The sequence below is a fragment of the Roseateles sp. GW821-FHT09H10 genome (assembly GCF_059415865.1).
Genome location: NZ_JBWKOB010000001.1, coordinates 1,426,790 through 1,444,484, shown reverse-complemented (window position 1 = coordinate 1,444,484; position 17,695 = coordinate 1,426,790). Strand labels below are relative to the sequence as shown.

The window sequence follows — 17,695 nt, the reverse complement described above, 5'->3', positions numbered from 1 at the left end:
TTCGCAGGCCCTCACCCGCGCCCGACGAAGGGCATGTTGGTCGCCATGACCGTCATGGTCTGCACATTGGCGGACAGCGGCAAGCCGGCCATGTAGACGACGGCGCGGGCGACATCCTGGACATCCATGCGCGGCTCCACCGCCATCGTGCCGTTGGCCTGGGGCACGCCGCGCGCCATCTTCTCGGTCATCTCGGTGGCGGCATTGCCGATGTCGATCTGGCCGGCGGCGATGTCGAAGGCGCGGCCATCCAGGCTCAGCGACCGGGTCAGGCCGGTGATGGCGTGCTTGGTCGACGTGTAGGGCACCGTGTTCGGCCGCGGCGCATGGGCCGAGATGGAGCCGTTGTTGATGATGCGGCCGCCGCGCGGGCTTTGCGCCTTCATCAGCGCGAAGGCCGCGCGGGCGCAGAGGAAGCTGCCGGTCAGGTTGGTGTCGACCACCGCCCGCCACTGCGCCACGCTCAGCTCGTCGATGGGCACGGCGGGCGCCGAGATGCCGGCGTTGTTGAAGAGCAGGTCCAGCCGGCCGAAACGCTCGCGCAGGCTTGCAAAGGCCACATCGACCTGGGCCTCGTCGCAGACATCGGTGGGCAGGGCCAACGCATCGGGAAGCGTCTCGCGCAGCGCATCAACGCGGCGGCCCATCAGCGCCAGCGTCCAACCCTCGGCAGCCAGCGCGCGGGCCACTGCCCGGCCGATGCCGGAGCCGGCGCCGGTGACGAGAGCGACCCGCATCAGCGCCCGGTCGAAGAAACCAGGGAACGCTGCACCCAGCCGCTGAAGTTGGCCGCGTCGACCTTGACGAAGCCATCCTTGACCTCGCCGGTCGCCACGAGCTCGTCGCTGCGGCTCAGCGTCGCGACGACCTTGCTGTCGCGCGACGGCGCGGCGTAGGCCTTCACGTTGGAGATCTTGGCCACCAGCATCTGGCCGGCATTGATGGGCGCGCCGGCCTGCGTGGACGCGCCGGCATTGGCGTCGCCCGCGGCGCTGCCGGTGCGGATCAGGCTCTGCTGGTCGCGGATGCCCAGCACGATCTTGTTGTAGTTGTCGAGCAGGCTGGCGGCGATGAGCTTGCCCTCGGGCGTGCTGGTGTAGCCGCCCGCGGCGCCCACCAGGCCGCCGCCATAGCCCCAGCCACCGATGGAGAAGTCGGTCTTGGTGGCCTTGCCCTCGGCGGCAGCGACCTGGATGCTGGAGCGCACGTCGGCGAGCAGCAGGCTGGTGGTGGCCTCCTTGAACTTGAGGCCGCCAGCGATGGAGCTGATGGCGCCCAGCTTGCCGCCCAGCAGCCCGCCGATGGCACCGCCGACGCCGCCGGTGTTGCTGGCAGGAATCAGCACATTGGGCGTCATGACGAAGTCGGCGGCCTGCATCTGGCCCTTGCCGATGTTGGATTCCTGGCGCATCTCGCCGGCCGCGGCCAGGTTGCGCTCCTGCTGGATGTTCTGCATGGCCTGGCCACGCTCGACGACGTCGAAGCAGCCCGACTGCTGCACCATCATGCGCAGCAGGGCGGCCGGCGAACCGAGGCCGTAGTGCGACAGGTGGTTCCAGCCATGCTGGGGCTCGGCCACGGCCAGCACGCCCAGCTTCTTGGGGCACTTCTCGACGTTGGAGCCCGCCTCCTGGGCTTGCGCGGCCGCCGCGGCCAGGGCCAGCACGGCCATGCTGAGAGTCTTTTTGTTCATGATCAACCTCGCATCGTTGTCGGAAGCCCAGGATTGTGCACAGGGCGTGGGGCCCATGACGTCCCCATTCCGCTGGAACGGGGTCGCCTGGATCAGGGGCGCAGCACCAGACGGTGTTGGGTCTCACCGGGCAAGAAAGGCAGCGGCTCCCCGGCCAGCCAGGCGGCATGGTCGCCGCGGTAGAAGGGTGACATCGGATGGCCGCTCTGGCCACCGGGGATGACGAGGATGCCGCTCTCCTCGTGGCCGGGCGAGACCACCATGCGCTCGCTCTGGCCATGGCCATGGTTGTGCACGCGCGGCATGTGGCTGTCGCCGGCCATGCCCTGGGAGGCCTGGTCCAGCCAGCCCGCCAATGCAGGCACGGCCATGCTGAGCGGGTGGCGCATGCTGGTGGCGTTGTCGGCGCCCCAGGTGGCGGCGGCCAGGCTGCCGTATTTGCCGACCAGCTCCTGGCGGCTGTCCAGCGCGGCGCGCTGCAGCAGCTCGGGCCAGCTCTTGAAGGCGGCCGGCAGGGTGTCTGGGCGTGCGGCCTGGATCAGCGCCCAGCCCGGCGTCTCGGGCACCATCTTCAGGTCGGACAGCTTGGCTCCCTGGGCTTCCAGCAGGCCGGCCAGCGGGTCGAACAGGCTTTTCAGCGCCTGCAGCCGGAAGGAGCGCACCAGCAGATAGCCGACCGCGTCGGGCCGGGCCGCATCGGCGCTCTTCTCGACCTCGGCGCGGTAGTCCGCCAGGCCGTTGGCAGCCACGAAATCGGGCGTCAGCACCTGTTCCAGCAGCAGCTTGCGCCAGTGCTGGTGAAAGAGCGCGCGGTGGTCGAGCTGGACGGCGTGCAGGCCGGCCTCGTCGAGTTTGTCCTGGGCGCGCAGGCCGTCGCGGATCTGCATGCCGCGGGCGCCGAGGTCGTAGCCGCCGTTGCCCAGGGTCTTCAGCGCGTCGCCGCCGACCATGCGCGAATTGGCCGTCCACAGCCGGCCATCGGCGGGGTCGACGATGCGCGGCTGCTCGGCCGCGGGGAGATAGCCCTGCCAGCGCGCGCGGCCGTCGCTCCAGTCCTGGGGGCGATCGATGTCATCGCCGCCCACTCGCCGGGGCATGGCGCCGATGACGGTCCAGGCGATGCGGCCACCGGCATCGGCCACCAGCAGGTTCTGGGCCGGCATGCCGGCGCCCGCGGCCAGTTGCACCGCCTCGTCCACATTGGCGGCCGTCTCCATGTGCATCAGGCGCAGATTCATGCCTTCGCGGTCGTGCGCCACCCAGCGCAGCACATAGGCCTGGCCGCCCGGCGCCTTCTGGGGCATGACGGGTCCCCACTCGCTTTCTATGACGATGTGATCGACGGGAGGCTCGCCGGCGATCTCGATGCGCTCGACCGCCTTCTGCAGCGGCTTCTCGGCGCCCCCCGCCAGGTAGTGGGTGCCCGCCGCATTGAGCTTCAGCGCGACGACGTCGGCCCAGTCCGAGGTCGTGTTGGTGAAGCCCCAGGCCACCCGGCCATTGCTGCCGACGACCAGCAGCGGTGCGCCCGGCAGGGTCACGCCGGCCACGTCATGGCCGCCGGCGGCGTCCTTCCATTTCATGCGCGTCTTGAACCAGGTGCCCGGCGTGCGCAGGCCCAGGTGCATGTCGTCGGCCAGGATGGCCCGGCCGCCGGCGCCATGCGCGGCCGCGACGGCGAAGTTGTTGCTGCCGAGGTCGCGCGCGTCGCGCAGGCTGCAGTCGCTGCAGGCAACCTTGGCAGCGCGCAGGGCAGCGGGCAGCGGACCTGCCGGCAGCGGCACGGCGGCCACGCGGCTGTCGTCCATGGCGGCCTGCCAGTCGGCGCTGTGCTGGGTCAGGAAGGCATACCAGTCCGCCGGCACCGCCTCGCGCAGCAGGCCGGTGGCGAGGTCGTCACGCCCCTGCGAGCCCTGCAGGTCGAGGTACATGCCGTAGGCGACGAGCACCGTGTCGGCCGCCACCCATGCTTTGGGTTGCTGGCGCAGCAGCAGGTATTCGGGCGGCCGGGCCGACAGACCGGCCAGCCCGGCGTTCACACCGCTCACATAGGCGTCCAGCAGCGCGCGCTCATCGGCTGGCAGGGCCGCGATGCCGGCTTCAGCGCGATGGCGGAAACGATGCATGCGGCGCGACTTGTCCAGCGGCAGGGCCTTCGCGCCCACCAGTGCCGACAGTTCACCGGCGGCATTGCGGCGCATCAGGTCCATCTGGAAGAAGCGCTCCTGGGCATGCGCGAAGCCCAGGGCCCGGGCCACGTCCAGGCGGTTCTCGGCCGCGATGGTCAGGTAGCCGCGCGCGTCGCGCTGCAGCTCCGCCGGCGCGGTCAATGCCGCGACGCTGCGCTCACCATCGAGCTGTGCGAGGCTGCCGCGCAGGGTCAGCCAGATCGCCAGCGCCAGCAGCAGCACAAGAGCCAGCAGGGCCAGCAGGACGCGCTTGAGCCATCTCATGAATTTCCCTTGATCAGTTGAGGACAGCGCCGACGCCTTCGGCGCTGCGGTCTGTCCCGCAAGTTCATCAGAATGTTCCCGAGTAGCTGCCCCCATCGAGCAGGATGTTCTGGCCGGTCAGATAGCCCGCCTGGGCGCTGCACAGCATGGCGCAGATGGCGCCGAACTCGGCGGCATTGCCGAAGCGCTGGGCCGGAATGGCCGAGCGGCGCTTTGCCGCAAGTTCGTCCACGCTGACACCGGCCTTGGCGGCGCCGCTGGCAAAGCCCTTCTTCAGGCGGTCGGTGTCGAAGGCGCCCGGCAGCAGGTTGTTGATGGTCACATTGGCGCCGGCCAGACGCGGCTGGCGGGCCACGCCGGCAACGAAGCCGGTCAGCCCCGAGCGTGCGCCGTTGGACAGGCCCAGGGTGTCGATAGGCGCCTTCACGGCGCCCGACGTGATGTTGACGATGCGGCCGAAGCCGCGCGCGGCCATCGCGTCCACCGTCGCCTTGATCAGCTCGATGGGGGCCAGCATGTTGGCATCCAGCGCCGCGATCCACTGCTCGCGGCCCCAGTCGCGGAAGTCGCCGGGCGGCGGGCCGCCGGCGTTGTTGATGAGGATGTCGACGCGCGGGCAGGCTGCGAGCGCCGCGGCGCGGCCCTCGGCCGTGGCGATGTCGCCGGCCACGGCGCGCACCTCGACGTCGGGATTCAGCGCCCGCAGCGCGTCGGCCGTGGCCAGCAGATCGGCCTCGCCGCGCGCCGTGATGACGACGTTGACGCCCTCGCCCACCAGCGCCTCGGCGCAGCCGCGCCCCAACCCCTTGCTCGCCGCGCAGACGAGCGCCCAGTGGCCCTTCAAACCCAGATCCATGTCAGCCCTCCGACGCCGCGAAAGTCCGCATCATCGCGCGGCCGCGGGCCGGCGCTGCGCGCCGGGATTTACCGCCAGAACTTGCCGTCAGGGCCGACGATGGACACGTCGGTGAACTCGAGGCCGTTGTGGTCCTTCTCGGAGTAGTGCACCTGCAGGCCGCCGAGGTCGATGCGCGCGCCTTCCAGGGCCTTGGCGAAGGCGTCGCGGCTGATGTCCTTGGCATTGGCGCGCTTGAGCGTCTCGACGACCAGCTTGGCGGCCGCGAAGCCTTCCAGCTGGGCGGGCGTCAGCTCGCTGCGGCCCGAGGCCTTGGCCAGGCCCAGGGCCTCGCGGACCATGGGGTTGGACGTGGAGCGCTCGTAGGGGAAGAGCTGGGTCACGACAATGCCGCGGGCGTTCTCGCCCAGCTGCTTGACGAAGTCGCTGGAGGCGTTGTTGGACAGCGTGGCGACATGGGCCGTCGAGCCCGCCGCGCGCAGCGCATTGACGCCCTCGACGACGGCATAGGCCGGCCCGATCAGCACGACGGCCTCGATGCCCGCCTTGGCAATGGCCTGCATGGTCGGCGCGAGGTCGGGCTTGTTGCGGTCAAAGCGCAGATTGGACATGGCGCGCAGCTTGATGTCGTCCAGGCCCTTGATGGCGCCCTTGCCGGCATCGTTGCCGAAGGGGTCGTTGACCTGCACGATGGTGATGCGCTTGACGCCGATGCCGGCCAGGTGCTTGACCGCGCGCTCGGCCTCCTTCTGGTAGCTGGCGCGCAGGTGGTAGACCCAAGGCTGGACCGGCTCGCGCAAGGAGATGGCGCCCGTGGCCGGGGCGATCAGCGGCAGCTTGTTTTCCTTCAGCACCGGCAGCAGGGCCTCGGTCGGACCGGTGCCGCGGCTCAGCATCAGCGCCAGCACGCCCTGGCTGGCCAGGGACTTGGCGGCGGCCACGGCGGTGGCGGCGTCGTACTTGTCGTCCTGGGTGATGAACTCGATGTTCTGGCCCTTGACGCCGCCCTGGGCGTTGACCCAATCGAAATACAGCCGGGCGCCCTCGGCGCTCTCCTGCACGATGCCGGCAACGGGCCCGGTGAAGCCCGCCACCATGCCGATGCGCAGCGTGGTCTGCGCAAATGCGCCATTCGTTCCGATAAAGGCAGCGAACAATGCCGCCAGGCCAACCCAACGCTTCACTGTTTTTCTCCAGGCCATGCGCCCATTGGGGCGCGTTTATGGCCGCGGATTGTGGGGCCAGCCCCCCTACCCCCAGCAGCCCCCCTGCCCCAGGAAAAACCCGGGCATCACCGGGTCCGAATGCGCATTTGCACCGCTTTTGCCGGGCCTACACTCTGGCCGCCCTGGCGCCCTCCGTGCGCCCGCCGGCACCATCCGCCCATGCCGGAAAGCCCCCTGCCGCCACCGCCCATCGCCCTGCCCCGCACGCCTGCGCCCGCGTATGGCTGGCAGCGCAGTTCCCTGACCTTCGCCGTCGTGCTGGCCCTGCTGCTGGGCCTGCTGCTGCCGACGACGGCCGTGCTGCTCTATGACGGCCAGAAGACCCGGGCCACAGCGATGGAGGACCTCAAGCGCGACCTTTCCCGCGCCACCGAGGTGATGGCCCTGTCCCTGGCCGAGCCGGTCTGGCAGGTGTCGCCCGACCTGGCCGACCCCATGGTCAAGGCGCAGATGGACGATCCGCGCTTCGTGTCGGTGCAGGTCGTCGAGCCGGCCTCGTCCGCCCCCTTCCTGTCGCAGCAGCGCGCCGGCGACAAGCCCGATGCCGACCTGGTGCTGAGCCAGACCCGCCCCATCCAGCGCGACGGCCGCGAGATCGCCAAGCTGACCGTCAGCATGAGCGCAGCGCCGCTGCTGCAGGCCAAGCAGGCCGAGGTCTGGCGCACGGTCTGGCGCAGCGTGCTGACGCTGACCCTGTCCCTGGTGCTGATGCTGTGGGTGCTGCAGCGCTATGTGATGCGGCCCATGACCGACCTGACCGGCCTGGCCGAGGCGCTGGCCGCCGGGCGGCTGGACCAGCCCCTGCGCGTGGGCGGCGCCGACGAGATCGCCCGCGTCGGCGTGGCCATGGAGCGCATGCGCCAAGCCCTGCTGTCGGCCTTCGAGGCCCTGCGCCAGCACAACCTGAACCTGGAAGAAACCGTCGCCCAGCGCACCGCCGAACTGACGGCCAGCAATGCCGAGCTGTCGGAGGCGCTGGAGACCCTGCAGAAGGCGCAGCGCGAGCTGGTCGAGTCGGAGAAGCTCGCGTCGCTGGGCCGGCTGGTGGCCGGCGTGGCTCACGAGCTGAACACGCCGCTGGGCAATGCCCTGACCGTGGTGTCGGCCCTGGACGACCGCTACAAGCAGCTCGAGTCCATGCTGTCAGGCACGACCCAGCTGCGCCGCAGCACGCTGGAGGAACTGGCCCGCGACACGCGGCGCGGCCAGGACATCCTGCAGCGCAATGTGCAAAAGGCGGCCGACCTGGTGCGCGACTTCAAGCAGGTGGCCATCGACCAGACGGCCGACCTGAGGCGCGACTTCGACCTGGCCAAGGTCGTCGAGGACGTGATGGTCATGGTCGAGCCCAGCTTCAAGCACACGCCCTTCGTCATCGACCCGGACCTGCAGCACGGGCTGATGATGAACAGCTACCCCGGCGCCCTGGGCCAGGTGCTGACCAATCTGCTGATGAACGCGCTGCTGCACGGCTTCGACGGCGTGGAGCAGGGCCGCGTCACGGTCCATTGCGCGCCGCTGGACGACGAGCAGGTCGAACTCAGCGTGATCGACGACGGCCGCGGCATGGAGGAGTCCGTGCGGCGGCGCATCTTCGATCCCTTCTTCACGACCAAGCTCGGCACCGGCGGTTCGGGCCTGGGCATGCACATCGTGCACAGCATCGTGACCAATGTGCTGGGCGGCCAGATCGAGGTGCGTTCCTCGCCCGGCCAGGGCACGCAGATGCTGATGCGACTGCCGCTGACGGCGCCGCAGCGCGCCGGTGGCGAGGTCAGTTAGAAGCGGCGGAAGCGGGTGCCGAAGCAGCTTCAACGGCCGCAGTGATGGCGGCAGACGCTGCAGCCGAGGCCGCGGGCTCATGGCCGCCGGCCGCCACGTCGTGCTTCTCGCCGCTCAGGTCGATATCGCCGCCACTCTTGGTCAGGATGAACAGCGCCAGCGCGGCAAAGGCGATGAAGCCAACAATCAACTTCCACATGCTCGGGTCTCCGGGATTTGAATGAACTGCCCCGAATTCTGCTCAGCGAGGCTGACGCCCAACTGAAGGTTTCACCGCCAGGACACAAACCGCGGCCAGCGCCAGCAGCACGCCGGCCAGGCGGATGACGTTCTCGGGACGCCCCGCCAGCAGCGTGTCGTAGAGCAGCGGCAGCGTCACGGCCTGGATCAGCATGGGAATGACGATGAACATGTTGAAGATGCCCATGTAGACGCCGGCCCGCTCGGGCGGGATGCTGCCGGCCAGCAGCACATAGGGGTTGCCCATGATGGAGCCCCACGCGAGGCCGATGCCGATCATGGGCAGGAAGAGCAGCGCCTGGTCGCGGATGTCCGGCAGGGCCCACATGCCAGCGGCCGCGCAGGCCAGCGCAAAGGCATGCACCCATTTCGCGCCCACCCGCCGGGTGAAGGGCACCATCGCGAAGGCCGCGACGAAGGCGACCGCGTTGTAGAAGCCGCCGACCTGCCCGTTCAACAGCGCGGCGTCGCGAAAGCCGGCGCTTCGGGGGTCGTCCGTGCCGAAGACGGTGGCGGCCAGCATGGGCACGACATAGATCCAGTAGCACATCATCCCGTACCACTGGAACAGCGCCATCCACCAAAGCCGCCGCATGGTCTGGGGCATGTCGCGCAGCGCGGCCCAGATTTCGGCCAAAGCCGCGCCAAGGCCATGCGGCAAGGCCTTCAGCCGCGCGATCTCCTCGGCGGGCAGTGGCAGCTCGGGCACCTTGCGGATGGACCAGAACACGGTCGCGAACGACAGCAGGGCCCCGACCACGAAGGCCAGCGTCGTGACGACCGGAATGCCGTTGGCACCCAGGGCGTCCTTGTTCATGCCGATGGCGACGAGCAGGCTGGGCGTCAGATAGGCCAGGGTCTGAGCCAGGCCCGTGAAGGAGGCCTGGGTCAGGAAGCCGCTGGCATGCTGCTCCTCGCGCAGGCGGTCGCTGACATAGGCGCGGTAGGGCTCCATGGTCACGTTGTTGGCCGCGTCCAGGATCCACAGCAGGCCGGCCGCGAACCACAGCGCCGGGCTGAAGGGCATGGCCAACAGACCCAGCGAGCACATCAGCGCGCCGATCAGGAAGTAAGGCGTGCGCCGCCCCCATTGGTGGGTGGTGCGGTCGCTCATGGCGCCGATGACGGGCTGCACCAGCAGGCCGGTGACGGGACCGGCCAGCCACAGATAAGGCAAATCTTTTCCTTCGGCGCCCAGCATCTGGTAGATCGGGCTCATATTGGCCTGCTGCAGGCCGAAGCTGAACTGGATGCCGAGGAAGCCGACATTCATGTTCACGATCTGCGTGAACGAGAGATGGGGCTTGTCCACGAGGCGTCAGCTAGAACGCGGCTGGGGCGCTGTCGCGCAGCTTCAGGTAGACGGGCATGGTGCGCGGCCCGGCGCGCTCGCCGCGCAGCTGTCCCAGCAGCGCCTCGACGAGTTCAGCACCGGCCTCGGCGACGGGCTGGTGGACGGTCGTCAGCGGCGGGTCGCAGTAGGCGGCCACCGGCATGTCGTCATAGCCGATGACGGCGACGTCCTCGGGCACGCGGCGGCCCGCGGCACGCAGGGCCTGCAACATCAGCATGGCCAGCACGTCGCTGCAGCAGACGACGGCATCAAACCCGGCCTCGTTGCGGCAGAACTCTCGCACTGCCGCCGTGGCGACACCGGCTTCGAAGGGCGCGGCCAGCTCCAGCGCTGGATCGGCATCCAGCCCGGCCTCGCGCAGCGCCTGCACATAGCCCTGGCGGCGCAGCCAGACCTCGGGGAGCTGCGCATCGCCGACGAAGGCGATGCGCCGCCGCCCCAGCGCCAACAGATGCCGCGCGGCCAGTTCGCCGCCGAGCACGTTGTCGCCGCCGACGCTGCAATAGATCTGCTGCGGCATCTCGCCGCCCCAGACCACCAGCGGCAGCTTGCGCGCGGCCATGTCGTTGAGCTGATCGTGCTGGCGCCACTGCCCGATGAGGATGACGCCGATGGCCTTGCCGGAATCGAACCAGTGCGAGGCCAGGTCCAGGCGCTCGGCGTCGACGCGCGACAGCAGCATGTCGTAGCCGCGGTCGGTCAGCGCGTCGGCAATGGAGCCGACGATGGACAGGAAGAAGGGATCGGAGATGTGCTGGCGGGACTTGGCGTCGTAGGGCACGACGACGGCCACCGTCTTGTTCTCCTGCAGCCTCAGGTTGCGGGCGCCGAAGTTGATCGAGTAGTTCAGGGAACGCGCCAGCTCGGCGACACGCTGGCGGGTCTCGGCATTGACGAGCTCGCTGCCGTTCAAGGCGCGCGACACCGTGGACACCGACACGCCGGCCAGGCGCGCGATGTCGACCATCTGCAAGCGCCGCTGCTCGCCGGCACTGCCTTCTGAAGGATCTTTGGACTTGGGCATTGGCGGCATCCTCGCAGGGCGAGATGCAACCGACAAGCAGGGCTAGCCTGGGCAAAAGAAAAGGCCGGCATGAAGCCGGCCTTTCAGGGATCCCGGGGAAATCCCGGGGATCAGCGATCTCAGTCGCGGGCGTAGATGTCCACGTCCTTGGTCTCGCGAACGAACAGCAGGCCGATGACGAAGGTGATCGCGGCGATCACGATCGGGTACCAGAGGCCGTGATAGATGTTGCCGTTCTGGGCCACCATGGCGAAGGTGATGGAGGGCAGCATGCCGCCGAACCAGCCGTTGCCGATGTGGTACGGCAGGCTCATCGACGTGTAGCGGATGCGGGTCGGGAACATCTCGACCAGCATGGCCGCGATCGGGCCGTAGACCATCGTCACGTAGAGCACCAGGATGAACAGGATGCCGATGACCATGGGCACGTTGGCCTTGGCCATGTCGGCCTTGGCCGGGTAGCCGGCGGCCTTCATCGCGTCGCCCAGGTCCTTCTTGAAGGCCGCGATGGCCTTGGTGCTGGCTTCGTCGAACTTGTGCTCGGTCAGCTTGGTGGCCGTCGGCACGGCGATTTCCTTCTCGCCGACCTTCACGATGGTCGGGGCGCCGGCGGCGGCCTCGACGGTCTCGGAGCTGGCCGACGACTGGGCCAGGGCACGCTTGGCGATGTCGCAGGCGCTGGTGAAGTCGACTTCACGAGCCAGCGGGCTGCCCTGGAAGGAGCAGCTGGCCATGTTGGTCGTCAGCGTGACCTTGGCGGTCTCCTGGGCCTTGGCGAGGTCAGGGTTGGCTGCGGCGGTCAGGGCCTTGAACAGCGGGAAGTAGGTCAGCGCCGCCAGCAGCAGGCCGGCCAGGATGATGGGCTTGCGGCCGATCCTGTCCGACAGCGTGCCGAAGATGACGAAGAAGGGCGTGCCCAGGATCAGCGAGATGGCGATCCAGATGTTGGCGCTGGCGGCTTCGACCTTGAGCACCGACGTCAGGAAGAACAGCGCATAGAACTGGCCCGAATACCAGACCACGCCCTGGCCGGCCACCAGGCCGAAGAGGGCCAGCAGCACGATCTTCAGGTTCTTCCACTGGCCGAAGGACTCGGACAGCGGGGCCTTGGAGGTCTTGCCCTCGGCCTTCATCTTCTGGAAGGCGGGCGATTCGTTCATGGACAGACGAATCCACACCGAGATGCCCAGCAGCAGGATGGAGACGATGAAGGGAATGCGCCAGCCCCACTCGCCGAAGTCCTTCTCGCCCATCGCGGTACGCGTGCCGAGAATGACCATCAGGGACAGGAACAGGCCCAGCGTCGCCGTGGTCTGGATCCAGGAGGTGTAGGCGCCGCGCTTGCCGTGCGGCGCATGCTCGGCCACATAGGTTGCGGCACCGCCGTACTCACCGCCAAGGGCCAGGCCCTGCAGCAGCCGCAGGCCGATCAGGATGACCGGGGCCGCGGCGCCGATGGTCGCGTAGGTGGGCAGCACGCCGACGATGAAGGTCGACAGGCCCATGATCAGGATGGTGACCAGGAAGGTGTACTTGCGGCCGATCATGTCGCCCAGACGCCCGAACACCAGGGCGCCGAAGGGGCGCACGATGAAGCCGGCGGCAAAGGCCATCAGCGAGGCGATGAAGGCGGCACCGGGCTCCAGGCCCGAGAAGAACTGCTTGGCGATGATGGGCGCCAGCGAGCCGTACAGGTAGAAGTCGTACCACTCGAACACCGTGCCCAGCGAGGAAGCGAAGATGACCTTCTTTTCCTCTTTGGACATCGGCGCGGCGGCCGTGGAAGTCGCAGTTGCCATTGCTATGTCTCCGGTCAGTTGTCGGGCCGCCCCACAGGCTTCCCTTGCCGTGACTATTCACACCGCCTCTGACCGTGTTCTGACGCCATTCTGAATCGAGGCTGACAATCTCCGCAGGAACCCGCAGTTCGCATTTCTCAATGCGAGACCAAATGACCCTCGCGGGTAAATCCTGAGACGTTTTGAATCAGTGTTTCCGGACGACCCCGGGGCGGGCCTGAGCCGCCGACTCCCAGACACCGCTGCGGAACCAAGGGTCGCCGTCCAGGGCCGCGCGCAGCATGGGCAACGCGTCCTGGCCCCAGAAGAGGCGCCCCTCGAACTCGACCGTGGGCACGCCGAAGACGCCCAGGGCCAGGGCCGCCTCGGTCTCGCTGCGCAGGCGCTGCTTGACGGCCTCGCTGGCGGGATCCTGGACCGGCGCCAGCCGCCCGGTCAGCTCGGCGATGCGGCCGGCGTCGCTGGCATCGGCGCCGGCGCCGCGCCACACATGATGGAAGAGCTGCTCGACGACCCAGCGGCCCGGCGTGTCCCCCGGCTGCCCTTCCTGCGCCGCGCAAGCCCAGGCCAGGCGCAGCAGGGGCAAAGGGTTGAAGGGATGCTGGGCCGGCGCATCCAGCACCACGCCCTGGCGGTGCGCCAGCCAGGCCACCTGGCGGAAGGTCCAGCGCCGCTTGGCGTCGATCTCGGCCGGGCCCTTCTGGCCCAGGGCCTGCAGCAGGGCCGCGAACAGGATGGGCCGGTAGACGACCTCGACGCTGTGGCCGGCCAGCGCTTCGGGCAGGGCCTCGAAGCCCAGGGCCGCGTAAGGCGAGATGGGGTCGAAATAGAAGGTCAGCTGCTTCATCGGTCCTGTTCCTCGCTGTGCGGCCAGGGGCCCAGCCACAGGCCGTGCCGGTGCATCTCGACGCGCCGTTCGGGCAACTGGTCGAGGATGTGGCGCTGCACGGTTTCCGGCGCCCCGCCCCAGCCGGCGATCTCGTTGATGCTGCGCGCGCAGCCACGGCACCAGCCGGTGGCCGCGTCCATCTGGCAGACGTTGACGCAGGGGGAGACGACTGCGGGTTTCATGCCTGAACGACGTCGATGACGGGCGCGCCAGTGAGCTTCTCCAGCTCTCCCGGCGTCAGCTCGAACACGCCGTTGGGATGACCCGCGGCGGCCCAGATGATGTCGAAGCGGAACAGCTCGCGGTCGATGAAGAGCTGGGGCGCCGCAAAGCCGTCCACCGGCGCGAAGCCGGCCGGCGACACGCCGCCGATGGAGAAGCCGGTACGGGCCTTGACGAAATCGGCGTCGGCGCGGCCCAGGCTGCCGGTATGGGGCTTGAGCTTGGCCTCGTCGACGCGCTTGTCGCCCGAGGTGATGACGAGCACGGCCGAGTCATCGGCCTTGCGGCGGAAGACGACGGACTTGGCAATCTGGCCCAGGGTCACGCCCAGGGCGTCGGCGGCCTCCTGGGCGGTGCGGGCGGCCACGTCCAGCCACAGCGGCCGGTGGGGATGGGCCAGATCGGCCAGCGCGGCGCTGACGCGCTGGAAGCCTTCGGGTCGGGTATCGGTGTCAGCCATGGCGGCGATTGTGTCGCGGCCGCCGCCCTGTCGCCTCAGTCGCGGTCCTTGCCCTTGCCCTTGTCCTTGTGCTTGTGCTTGTCGTGGCCCTTGCCATGGCCCTTGCCCTGGTCGTGGTCATGGCCGTGGCCGCTGTAGCGCTCCTGGTACCAGTCCTCGCGGACGAAGTAGACCGGCGTGCCGCAGGCGTTGTAGCGGGCGCAATGCTTGGCCCAGTTCTTCTGGTGGCCCGGCGGGATGCGCATGTAGACGGGCGCGACCTGCACGGGACGCCGCTGCACCCAGACGGGTTCCGCCAGCACCACGGGCGGCGGCGCATTGCCGATGTCGATGCGACCGTAGAAGCCGGGCTGGCCGACTTGGATGGACACGCCGACGTCGGTGGCCCGGGCGGCGCCCGCGGCCAGTGCCAGTGCGACGAGGGGGAGGAGGATCTTCTTCATGGCGTCTCCTTCGTTCAACGCTCGGGCAGCTCGTAGTCGAAATCGTAGAAATGCTGATGGCCCTCGACGCGGATGCGCATCCCGCCGGTCAGGCCGGCCAACGCCCCGGTGCCGGAGTCGGGCACGACGCCGATGACCAGCGTGGACTGGCCGCGGTCCATCTCGCCGTGGTGGACGAGGGCGAAGCTGCCTTCGCGCCCCTGCAGGCTGCCGTTCACGACCTCCAGGGCCACATAGGCGGCCGACCCGGCCACGCTGCCGTGTATTGCCAGCATCTGGCCGGCACCGCGCGCCTCGAGGGCGCCGTGGTATTGCTTGTCGAGCAGCATGCGGCCGATGGCCGGACTCGGGCCTTCGGCATCCCGGGCCGTCATGCCGACGCTGAATTCACCGCTGATCACGGGCATTGCAGTTCTCCTTGGAGCCGCGGCTCCGATTCGACCACGCGCGGCGCCTCGCTGGCCAGCGGCGTGAACAGCGGGTTGGCCACGCGCACCGGCACCACGTCGAGCCGGGCCCCCAGCACGGTGTAGTCCTCGCTGCCCAGCACAGCGCTGCACCAGCCGACGAGGCCGGGCCCGCGGCGCAGCCGGAACTCGAAGCCGATGTCGGCCATGGCGTCGCCGGCACGCGGGTTGGCCCGGTAGGCCAGGCCGCGCACCTCGGGGGCCGGGCCATCCAGGACCTGTGTCAGCGCCTCGAGGATGCAGCCGTCGCCGAGGATGTCGAGGAAATAGCGGTCGGACTGCAGGCCGGGCTCGAAGCCGGGCGCGGCGGGGTCGATGCGCGGCTCGCTCAGCTTGTGGGCGGCCGGCGTCGTCACGCCGCTGGCCAGGTCGTGGCGGTCGCCGTGGTCCAGATAGGACAGACGGGCTCCGCGCAGATTGAAAGCCGGCAGCGTAGCGTCATGGGTCGCCTCGCCCAGGTCGACGAGGACGGCACCGCTGCCGCCGATCACTTCCAGCTCGGCGCCCTTGATGACGACGGCCGCGTTCTCGTCGACGCCCAGGCCGAGGCGGCAGCCCAGGGCCTGCAGGGCCGGCAGCATGCGGCCGATGCGGCCCCGCTTCAGGAAATGCTGGTCGACCAGCAACTCGGGCGCGACGAAGCCGAAGCCGCGGTCGTACTCCTGGCCGGCCCGCCACTGGCCGCGCAGCACGGCGAGGTTGTCCATGGCGTCGCGGAACATCAGCCGGCTCATGACGGCCGCGCCGGCGCTGGTGCCGGCGATGACACCGCCGGCCGCGAAGACGGCGCGGATGGCGTCCAGCATGGCGGTGGGCCGGCCGCCGGGCTGCAGGGTGTCGACCAGGTATTCCTGGGCGCCGCCCGAGAAGAACACGGCCCGGGAGGCCGCGACACGGCGGATCAGGGCCGGGTCGTTCAGCGTAGCGGCCAGGTCGACGCTCTCGAGATGAGGCGCGAGGGGAATCACTTCGGCGCACGCGCCGCAGCGGTTCAGCGCGGCGACGATCTGGGCCGCAATGCGCTCGGGCTCGTAGGCCGCGGTGGGGAAGACGGCGACGGACGCGCCGACGCCGCCGGCCTCGTCGACGATGCGCTGCCAGACGGCGTCGCTGTCAGCCTTGAGCGCACCGCCAATGACGATGACGGTGCCGGCGGGGGAGGAGCTGTGCAAGATGGGCGCTGGGTTCCGGCGGGTTGCCGAAAAGAGGCTGGATCACAAGCCTGCCATCTTGGCAGGCTCTGGCGCAAATCAACAGCGGGTCAGGCCTGAGGAAACGAAACGCTTGTGACCAAGCGCTGCGCCGCGGCTACTGGCCCGAGGGCGCGGAAGCCGGCGGCGCCGCTGGCGCCGGCCCGCTGGCAGCCGGCTTGGGCGCGCCGGCCCAGCCCCCGTACAGCGGCATGGGCAGGCGCACGGGGTTGATGTCCAGGTAGAGATTGGTCACCGTGAACTGCTCGCCGCCGAACTCCTCGGTGCTCCAGCCCAGGGAATCCGAGCCCTTGTAGAGGCGGAACAGGAAACCGAGCTCGGCCAGCGGGTCGTTGCCGCGCGGCAGCACGTCGAAGGCCAGGCCCTTGACCTCCTTGCGCACGCTGTCGATGAGGCGGCTCATCGCGCCGGAGATCGTCGAGTCGCCCAGCATGTCGAGGTGGAAGACGTCGTCGGTGTAGTAGGGCTTGAAGCTGGGCGACTCGGCGTCGTGCAGGTCGCCGCGCAGCTTGGGCGCCGACGGCGTCGTCGAGCGGGCCCGCACGTGATAGCGGTCGCCATGCTCCAGATAGGACAGCCGCGCGCCCTGCACATTGAAGGCGCCGAGCGCGGGGTCGGTCTTGGCCTCGGTCAGGTCGACGATCATGCAGCCGCGGTCACCGATGACCTCGATCTCGTCGCCGCGGATGATGGCGGCGGTGTTCTCGTCCACGCCCAGGCCGATCTTGTAGCCCTTGGCCATCATCAGCGGGATCATGCGGCCGAAGCGGCCGCGCTTCAGGAAATGCTGGTCGACGAAGAGATGCGGCCCGACGAAGCCCAGGCCGCGATCGACCTGCTTGCCGTCGGCGAAGCGGCCCTTGAGGATGTTCACGACGCTGGGCGCGTCGCGGAACATGACGGTGCTCATGATGGCCGCGCCGGCCGAGGTGCCGGCGATGACGCCGCCCTTGCGGTAGACGTCCCAGATGGCCTCCAGCATGGGGGTGCTCTGGCCGCCGGGCTGCAGCACGTCGACGATGCGCTCCTGCACGCCGCCGGTGAAGAAGATGCCCTTGGCCGCCTTGACCTTGGCGATCAGCGCGGGGTCGCGCACGACCTTGCTCAGGTCCACCCACAGGAACTTGGGCGCCACCGGCAGGGCTTCGGCGACGGCGCCACGGCGCTGCAGCAGGTCCACGACCTGCTTGGCGCTGGCTTCGGGATCCTCGCTGGCCGTGCCGAAGACGACGAAGCGCGCGCCCTTGCCGCCGGCCAGCTGCACGATGCGCTGCCAGACCTCCTCGTTGTCGGCCTTCAGCGCGCCGCCAATGGGCACCGCATAGCCGCGGATGGCGGGCTCGGCCTCGACGACGGCCGGCGCCGCTGCGGGCGCTGGCGCGGGTGCGGGCGTTGCGGCGGCTGGCTTGGCGGGCGCCGTGGTGCGCGGCGCCGAGGCCGGCGCGGCGGGACGAAACAGCCTGAAACCCTGGGACGCGCTTGCCGCCGGCGCCGCGGCGGGGGGGGCTGCCTGCACGCTGACGGCCATCGCCATCGCCGCCATTGCCGCCCAGATCCATACCCTCATGCCCACATC

The 17,695-nt window shown here is 69.4% G+C and carries 17 protein-coding genes; 1 reads left to right on the top strand and 16 read right to left on the bottom strand.

What is annotated here, in order from left to right; all coding sequences use genetic code 11:
- Positions 1-11 precede the first annotated feature (11 nt).
- The 5 genes from AC07OY_RS06715 to AC07OY_RS06695 all read right to left on the bottom strand — a co-directional run bounded on the left by AC07OY_RS06715 (position 12) and on the right by AC07OY_RS06695 (position 6,186).
- Complete coding sequence (locus tag AC07OY_RS06715) at positions 12-737, bottom strand: SDR family oxidoreductase (RefSeq protein WP_495041736.1); 726 nt, start codon at positions 735-737, stop codon at positions 12-14.
- Entirely contained in the window at positions 737-1,693 is a 957-nt protein-coding gene (locus AC07OY_RS06710; RefSeq protein WP_495041735.1) for a CsgG/HfaB family protein, read from the bottom strand. Before AC07OY_RS06710 ends, AC07OY_RS06715 begins: the two co-directional genes overlap by 1 nt.
- Before the next feature lie 92 nt (positions 1,694-1,785).
- On the bottom strand, positions 1,786-4,146 hold the full coding sequence (locus tag AC07OY_RS06705) for a penicillin acylase family protein (RefSeq protein WP_495041734.1): 2,361 nt from the start codon (positions 4,144-4,146) through the stop codon (positions 1,786-1,788).
- 67 nt (positions 4,147-4,213) lie between these two features.
- The gene (locus AC07OY_RS06700) at positions 4,214-5,002 is read right to left on the bottom strand and encodes an SDR family oxidoreductase (RefSeq protein WP_495041733.1); all 789 of its coding nucleotides are present in this window, start codon (positions 5,000-5,002) and stop codon (positions 4,214-4,216) included.
- 68 nt (positions 5,003-5,070) lie between these two features.
- A complete protein-coding gene (locus AC07OY_RS06695; protein WP_495041732.1) occupies positions 5,071-6,186 on the bottom strand; it encodes an ABC transporter substrate-binding protein in 1,116 nt (371 codons plus the stop codon).
- A 201-nt stretch (positions 6,187-6,387) separates the two neighbouring features.
- Between AC07OY_RS06695 and AC07OY_RS06690 the strand changes: the two genes are divergently transcribed.
- A complete protein-coding gene (locus AC07OY_RS06690) occupies positions 6,388-8,010 on the top strand; it encodes a sensor histidine kinase (protein WP_495041731.1) in 1,623 nt (540 codons plus the stop codon).
- Here the strand turns inward: AC07OY_RS06690 and AC07OY_RS06685 are convergent.
- The 11 genes from AC07OY_RS06685 to AC07OY_RS06635 form a co-directional block, all read right to left on the bottom strand.
- Positions 8,003-8,209, bottom strand: a complete 207-nt coding sequence (locus AC07OY_RS06685; protein ID WP_495041730.1) for a hypothetical protein — start codon at positions 8,207-8,209, stop codon at positions 8,003-8,005. The genes AC07OY_RS06690 and AC07OY_RS06685 overlap by 8 nt on opposite strands.
- A 42-nt stretch (positions 8,210-8,251) precedes the next feature.
- On the bottom strand, positions 8,252-9,562 hold the full coding sequence (locus AC07OY_RS06680; protein ID WP_495041729.1) for an MFS transporter: 1,311 nt from the start codon (positions 9,560-9,562) through the stop codon (positions 8,252-8,254).
- 10 nt (positions 9,563-9,572) lie between these two features.
- Complete coding sequence (locus AC07OY_RS06675; protein ID WP_495041728.1) at positions 9,573-10,628, bottom strand: LacI family DNA-binding transcriptional regulator; 1,056 nt, start codon at positions 10,626-10,628, stop codon at positions 9,573-9,575.
- Positions 10,629-10,747: 119 nt separating this feature from the next.
- On the bottom strand, positions 10,748-12,427 hold the full coding sequence (locus AC07OY_RS06670) for an MFS transporter (RefSeq protein WP_495041727.1): 1,680 nt from the start codon (positions 12,425-12,427) through the stop codon (positions 10,748-10,750).
- A gap of 187 nt (positions 12,428-12,614) precedes the next feature.
- Positions 12,615-13,274, bottom strand: a complete 660-nt coding sequence (locus AC07OY_RS06665) for a 2-hydroxychromene-2-carboxylate isomerase (protein WP_495041726.1) — start codon at positions 13,272-13,274, stop codon at positions 12,615-12,617.
- Positions 13,271-13,498, bottom strand: coding sequence for a DUF1289 domain-containing protein (locus tag AC07OY_RS06660; protein WP_495041725.1), 228 nt, complete (start codon positions 13,496-13,498; stop codon positions 13,271-13,273). The genes AC07OY_RS06665 and AC07OY_RS06660 overlap by 4 nt, the downstream gene beginning before the upstream one ends.
- Positions 13,495-13,998 (bottom strand): YbaK/EbsC family protein, encoded by a 504-nt coding sequence (locus tag AC07OY_RS06655; RefSeq protein ID WP_495041724.1) that lies wholly within the window; start codon positions 13,996-13,998, stop codon positions 13,495-13,497. Before AC07OY_RS06655 ends, AC07OY_RS06660 begins: the two co-directional genes overlap by 4 nt.
- A 35-nt stretch (positions 13,999-14,033) precedes the next feature.
- A complete protein-coding gene (locus AC07OY_RS06650) occupies positions 14,034-14,441 on the bottom strand; it encodes a hypothetical protein (RefSeq protein ID WP_495041723.1) in 408 nt (135 codons plus the stop codon).
- A gap of 14 nt (positions 14,442-14,455) precedes the next feature.
- A complete protein-coding gene (locus AC07OY_RS06645) occupies positions 14,456-14,848 on the bottom strand; it encodes a DUF3224 domain-containing protein (protein WP_495041722.1) in 393 nt (130 codons plus the stop codon).
- The gene (locus AC07OY_RS06640) at positions 14,839-16,080 is read right to left on the bottom strand and encodes a cyanophycinase (protein WP_495041721.1); all 1,242 of its coding nucleotides are present in this window, start codon (positions 16,078-16,080) and stop codon (positions 14,839-14,841) included. Before AC07OY_RS06640 ends, AC07OY_RS06645 begins: the two co-directional genes overlap by 10 nt.
- A 136-nt stretch (positions 16,081-16,216) precedes the next feature.
- Positions 16,217-17,686 carry a cyanophycinase gene (locus AC07OY_RS06635; protein WP_495041720.1) on the bottom strand — a complete coding sequence of 490 codons (1,470 nt, stop codon included), beginning with the start codon at positions 17,684-17,686 and terminating at the stop codon, positions 16,217-16,219.
- Between the last annotated feature and the right edge of the window lie 9 nt (positions 17,687-17,695).

What these genes read in the sequence shown, in the direction of transcription:
- AC07OY_RS06645 (WP_495041722.1), bottom strand. Translation starts at nt 14,848, where the DNA reads ATGCCCGTGATCAGCGGTGAATTCAGCGTCGGCATGACGGCCCGGGAT.
- AC07OY_RS06715 (WP_495041736.1), bottom strand. Translation starts at nt 737, where the DNA reads ATGCGGGTCGCTCTCGTCACCGGCGCCGGCTCCGGCATCGGCCGGGCA.
- AC07OY_RS06670 (WP_495041727.1), bottom strand. Translation starts at nt 12,427, where the DNA reads ATGGCAACTGCGACTTCCACGGCCGCCGCGCCGATGTCCAAAGAGGAA.
- AC07OY_RS06655 (WP_495041724.1), bottom strand. Translation starts at nt 13,998, where the DNA reads ATGGCTGACACCGATACCCGACCCGAAGGCTTCCAGCGCGTCAGCGCC.
- AC07OY_RS06665 (WP_495041726.1), bottom strand. Translation starts at nt 13,274, where the DNA reads ATGAAGCAGCTGACCTTCTATTTCGACCCCATCTCGCCTTACGCGGCC.
- AC07OY_RS06660 (WP_495041725.1), bottom strand. Translation starts at nt 13,498, where the DNA reads ATGAAACCCGCAGTCGTCTCCCCCTGCGTCAACGTCTGCCAGATGGAC.
- AC07OY_RS06690 (WP_495041731.1), top strand. Translation starts at nt 6,388, where the DNA reads ATGCCGGAAAGCCCCCTGCCGCCACCGCCCATCGCCCTGCCCCGCACG.
- AC07OY_RS06675 (WP_495041728.1), bottom strand. Translation starts at nt 10,628, where the DNA reads ATGCCCAAGTCCAAAGATCCTTCAGAAGGCAGTGCCGGCGAGCAGCGG.
- AC07OY_RS06705 (WP_495041734.1), bottom strand. Translation starts at nt 4,146, where the DNA reads ATGAGATGGCTCAAGCGCGTCCTGCTGGCCCTGCTGGCTCTTGTGCTG.
- AC07OY_RS06710 (WP_495041735.1), bottom strand. Translation starts at nt 1,693, where the DNA reads ATGAACAAAAAGACTCTCAGCATGGCCGTGCTGGCCCTGGCCGCGGCG.
- AC07OY_RS06700 (WP_495041733.1), bottom strand. Translation starts at nt 5,002, where the DNA reads ATGGATCTGGGTTTGAAGGGCCACTGGGCGCTCGTCTGCGCGGCGAGC.
- AC07OY_RS06650 (WP_495041723.1), bottom strand. Translation starts at nt 14,441, where the DNA reads ATGAAGAAGATCCTCCTCCCCCTCGTCGCACTGGCACTGGCCGCGGGC.
- AC07OY_RS06685 (WP_495041730.1), bottom strand. Translation starts at nt 8,209, where the DNA reads ATGTGGAAGTTGATTGTTGGCTTCATCGCCTTTGCCGCGCTGGCGCTG.
- AC07OY_RS06635 (WP_495041720.1), bottom strand. Translation starts at nt 17,686, where the DNA reads ATGAGGGTATGGATCTGGGCGGCAATGGCGGCGATGGCGATGGCCGTC.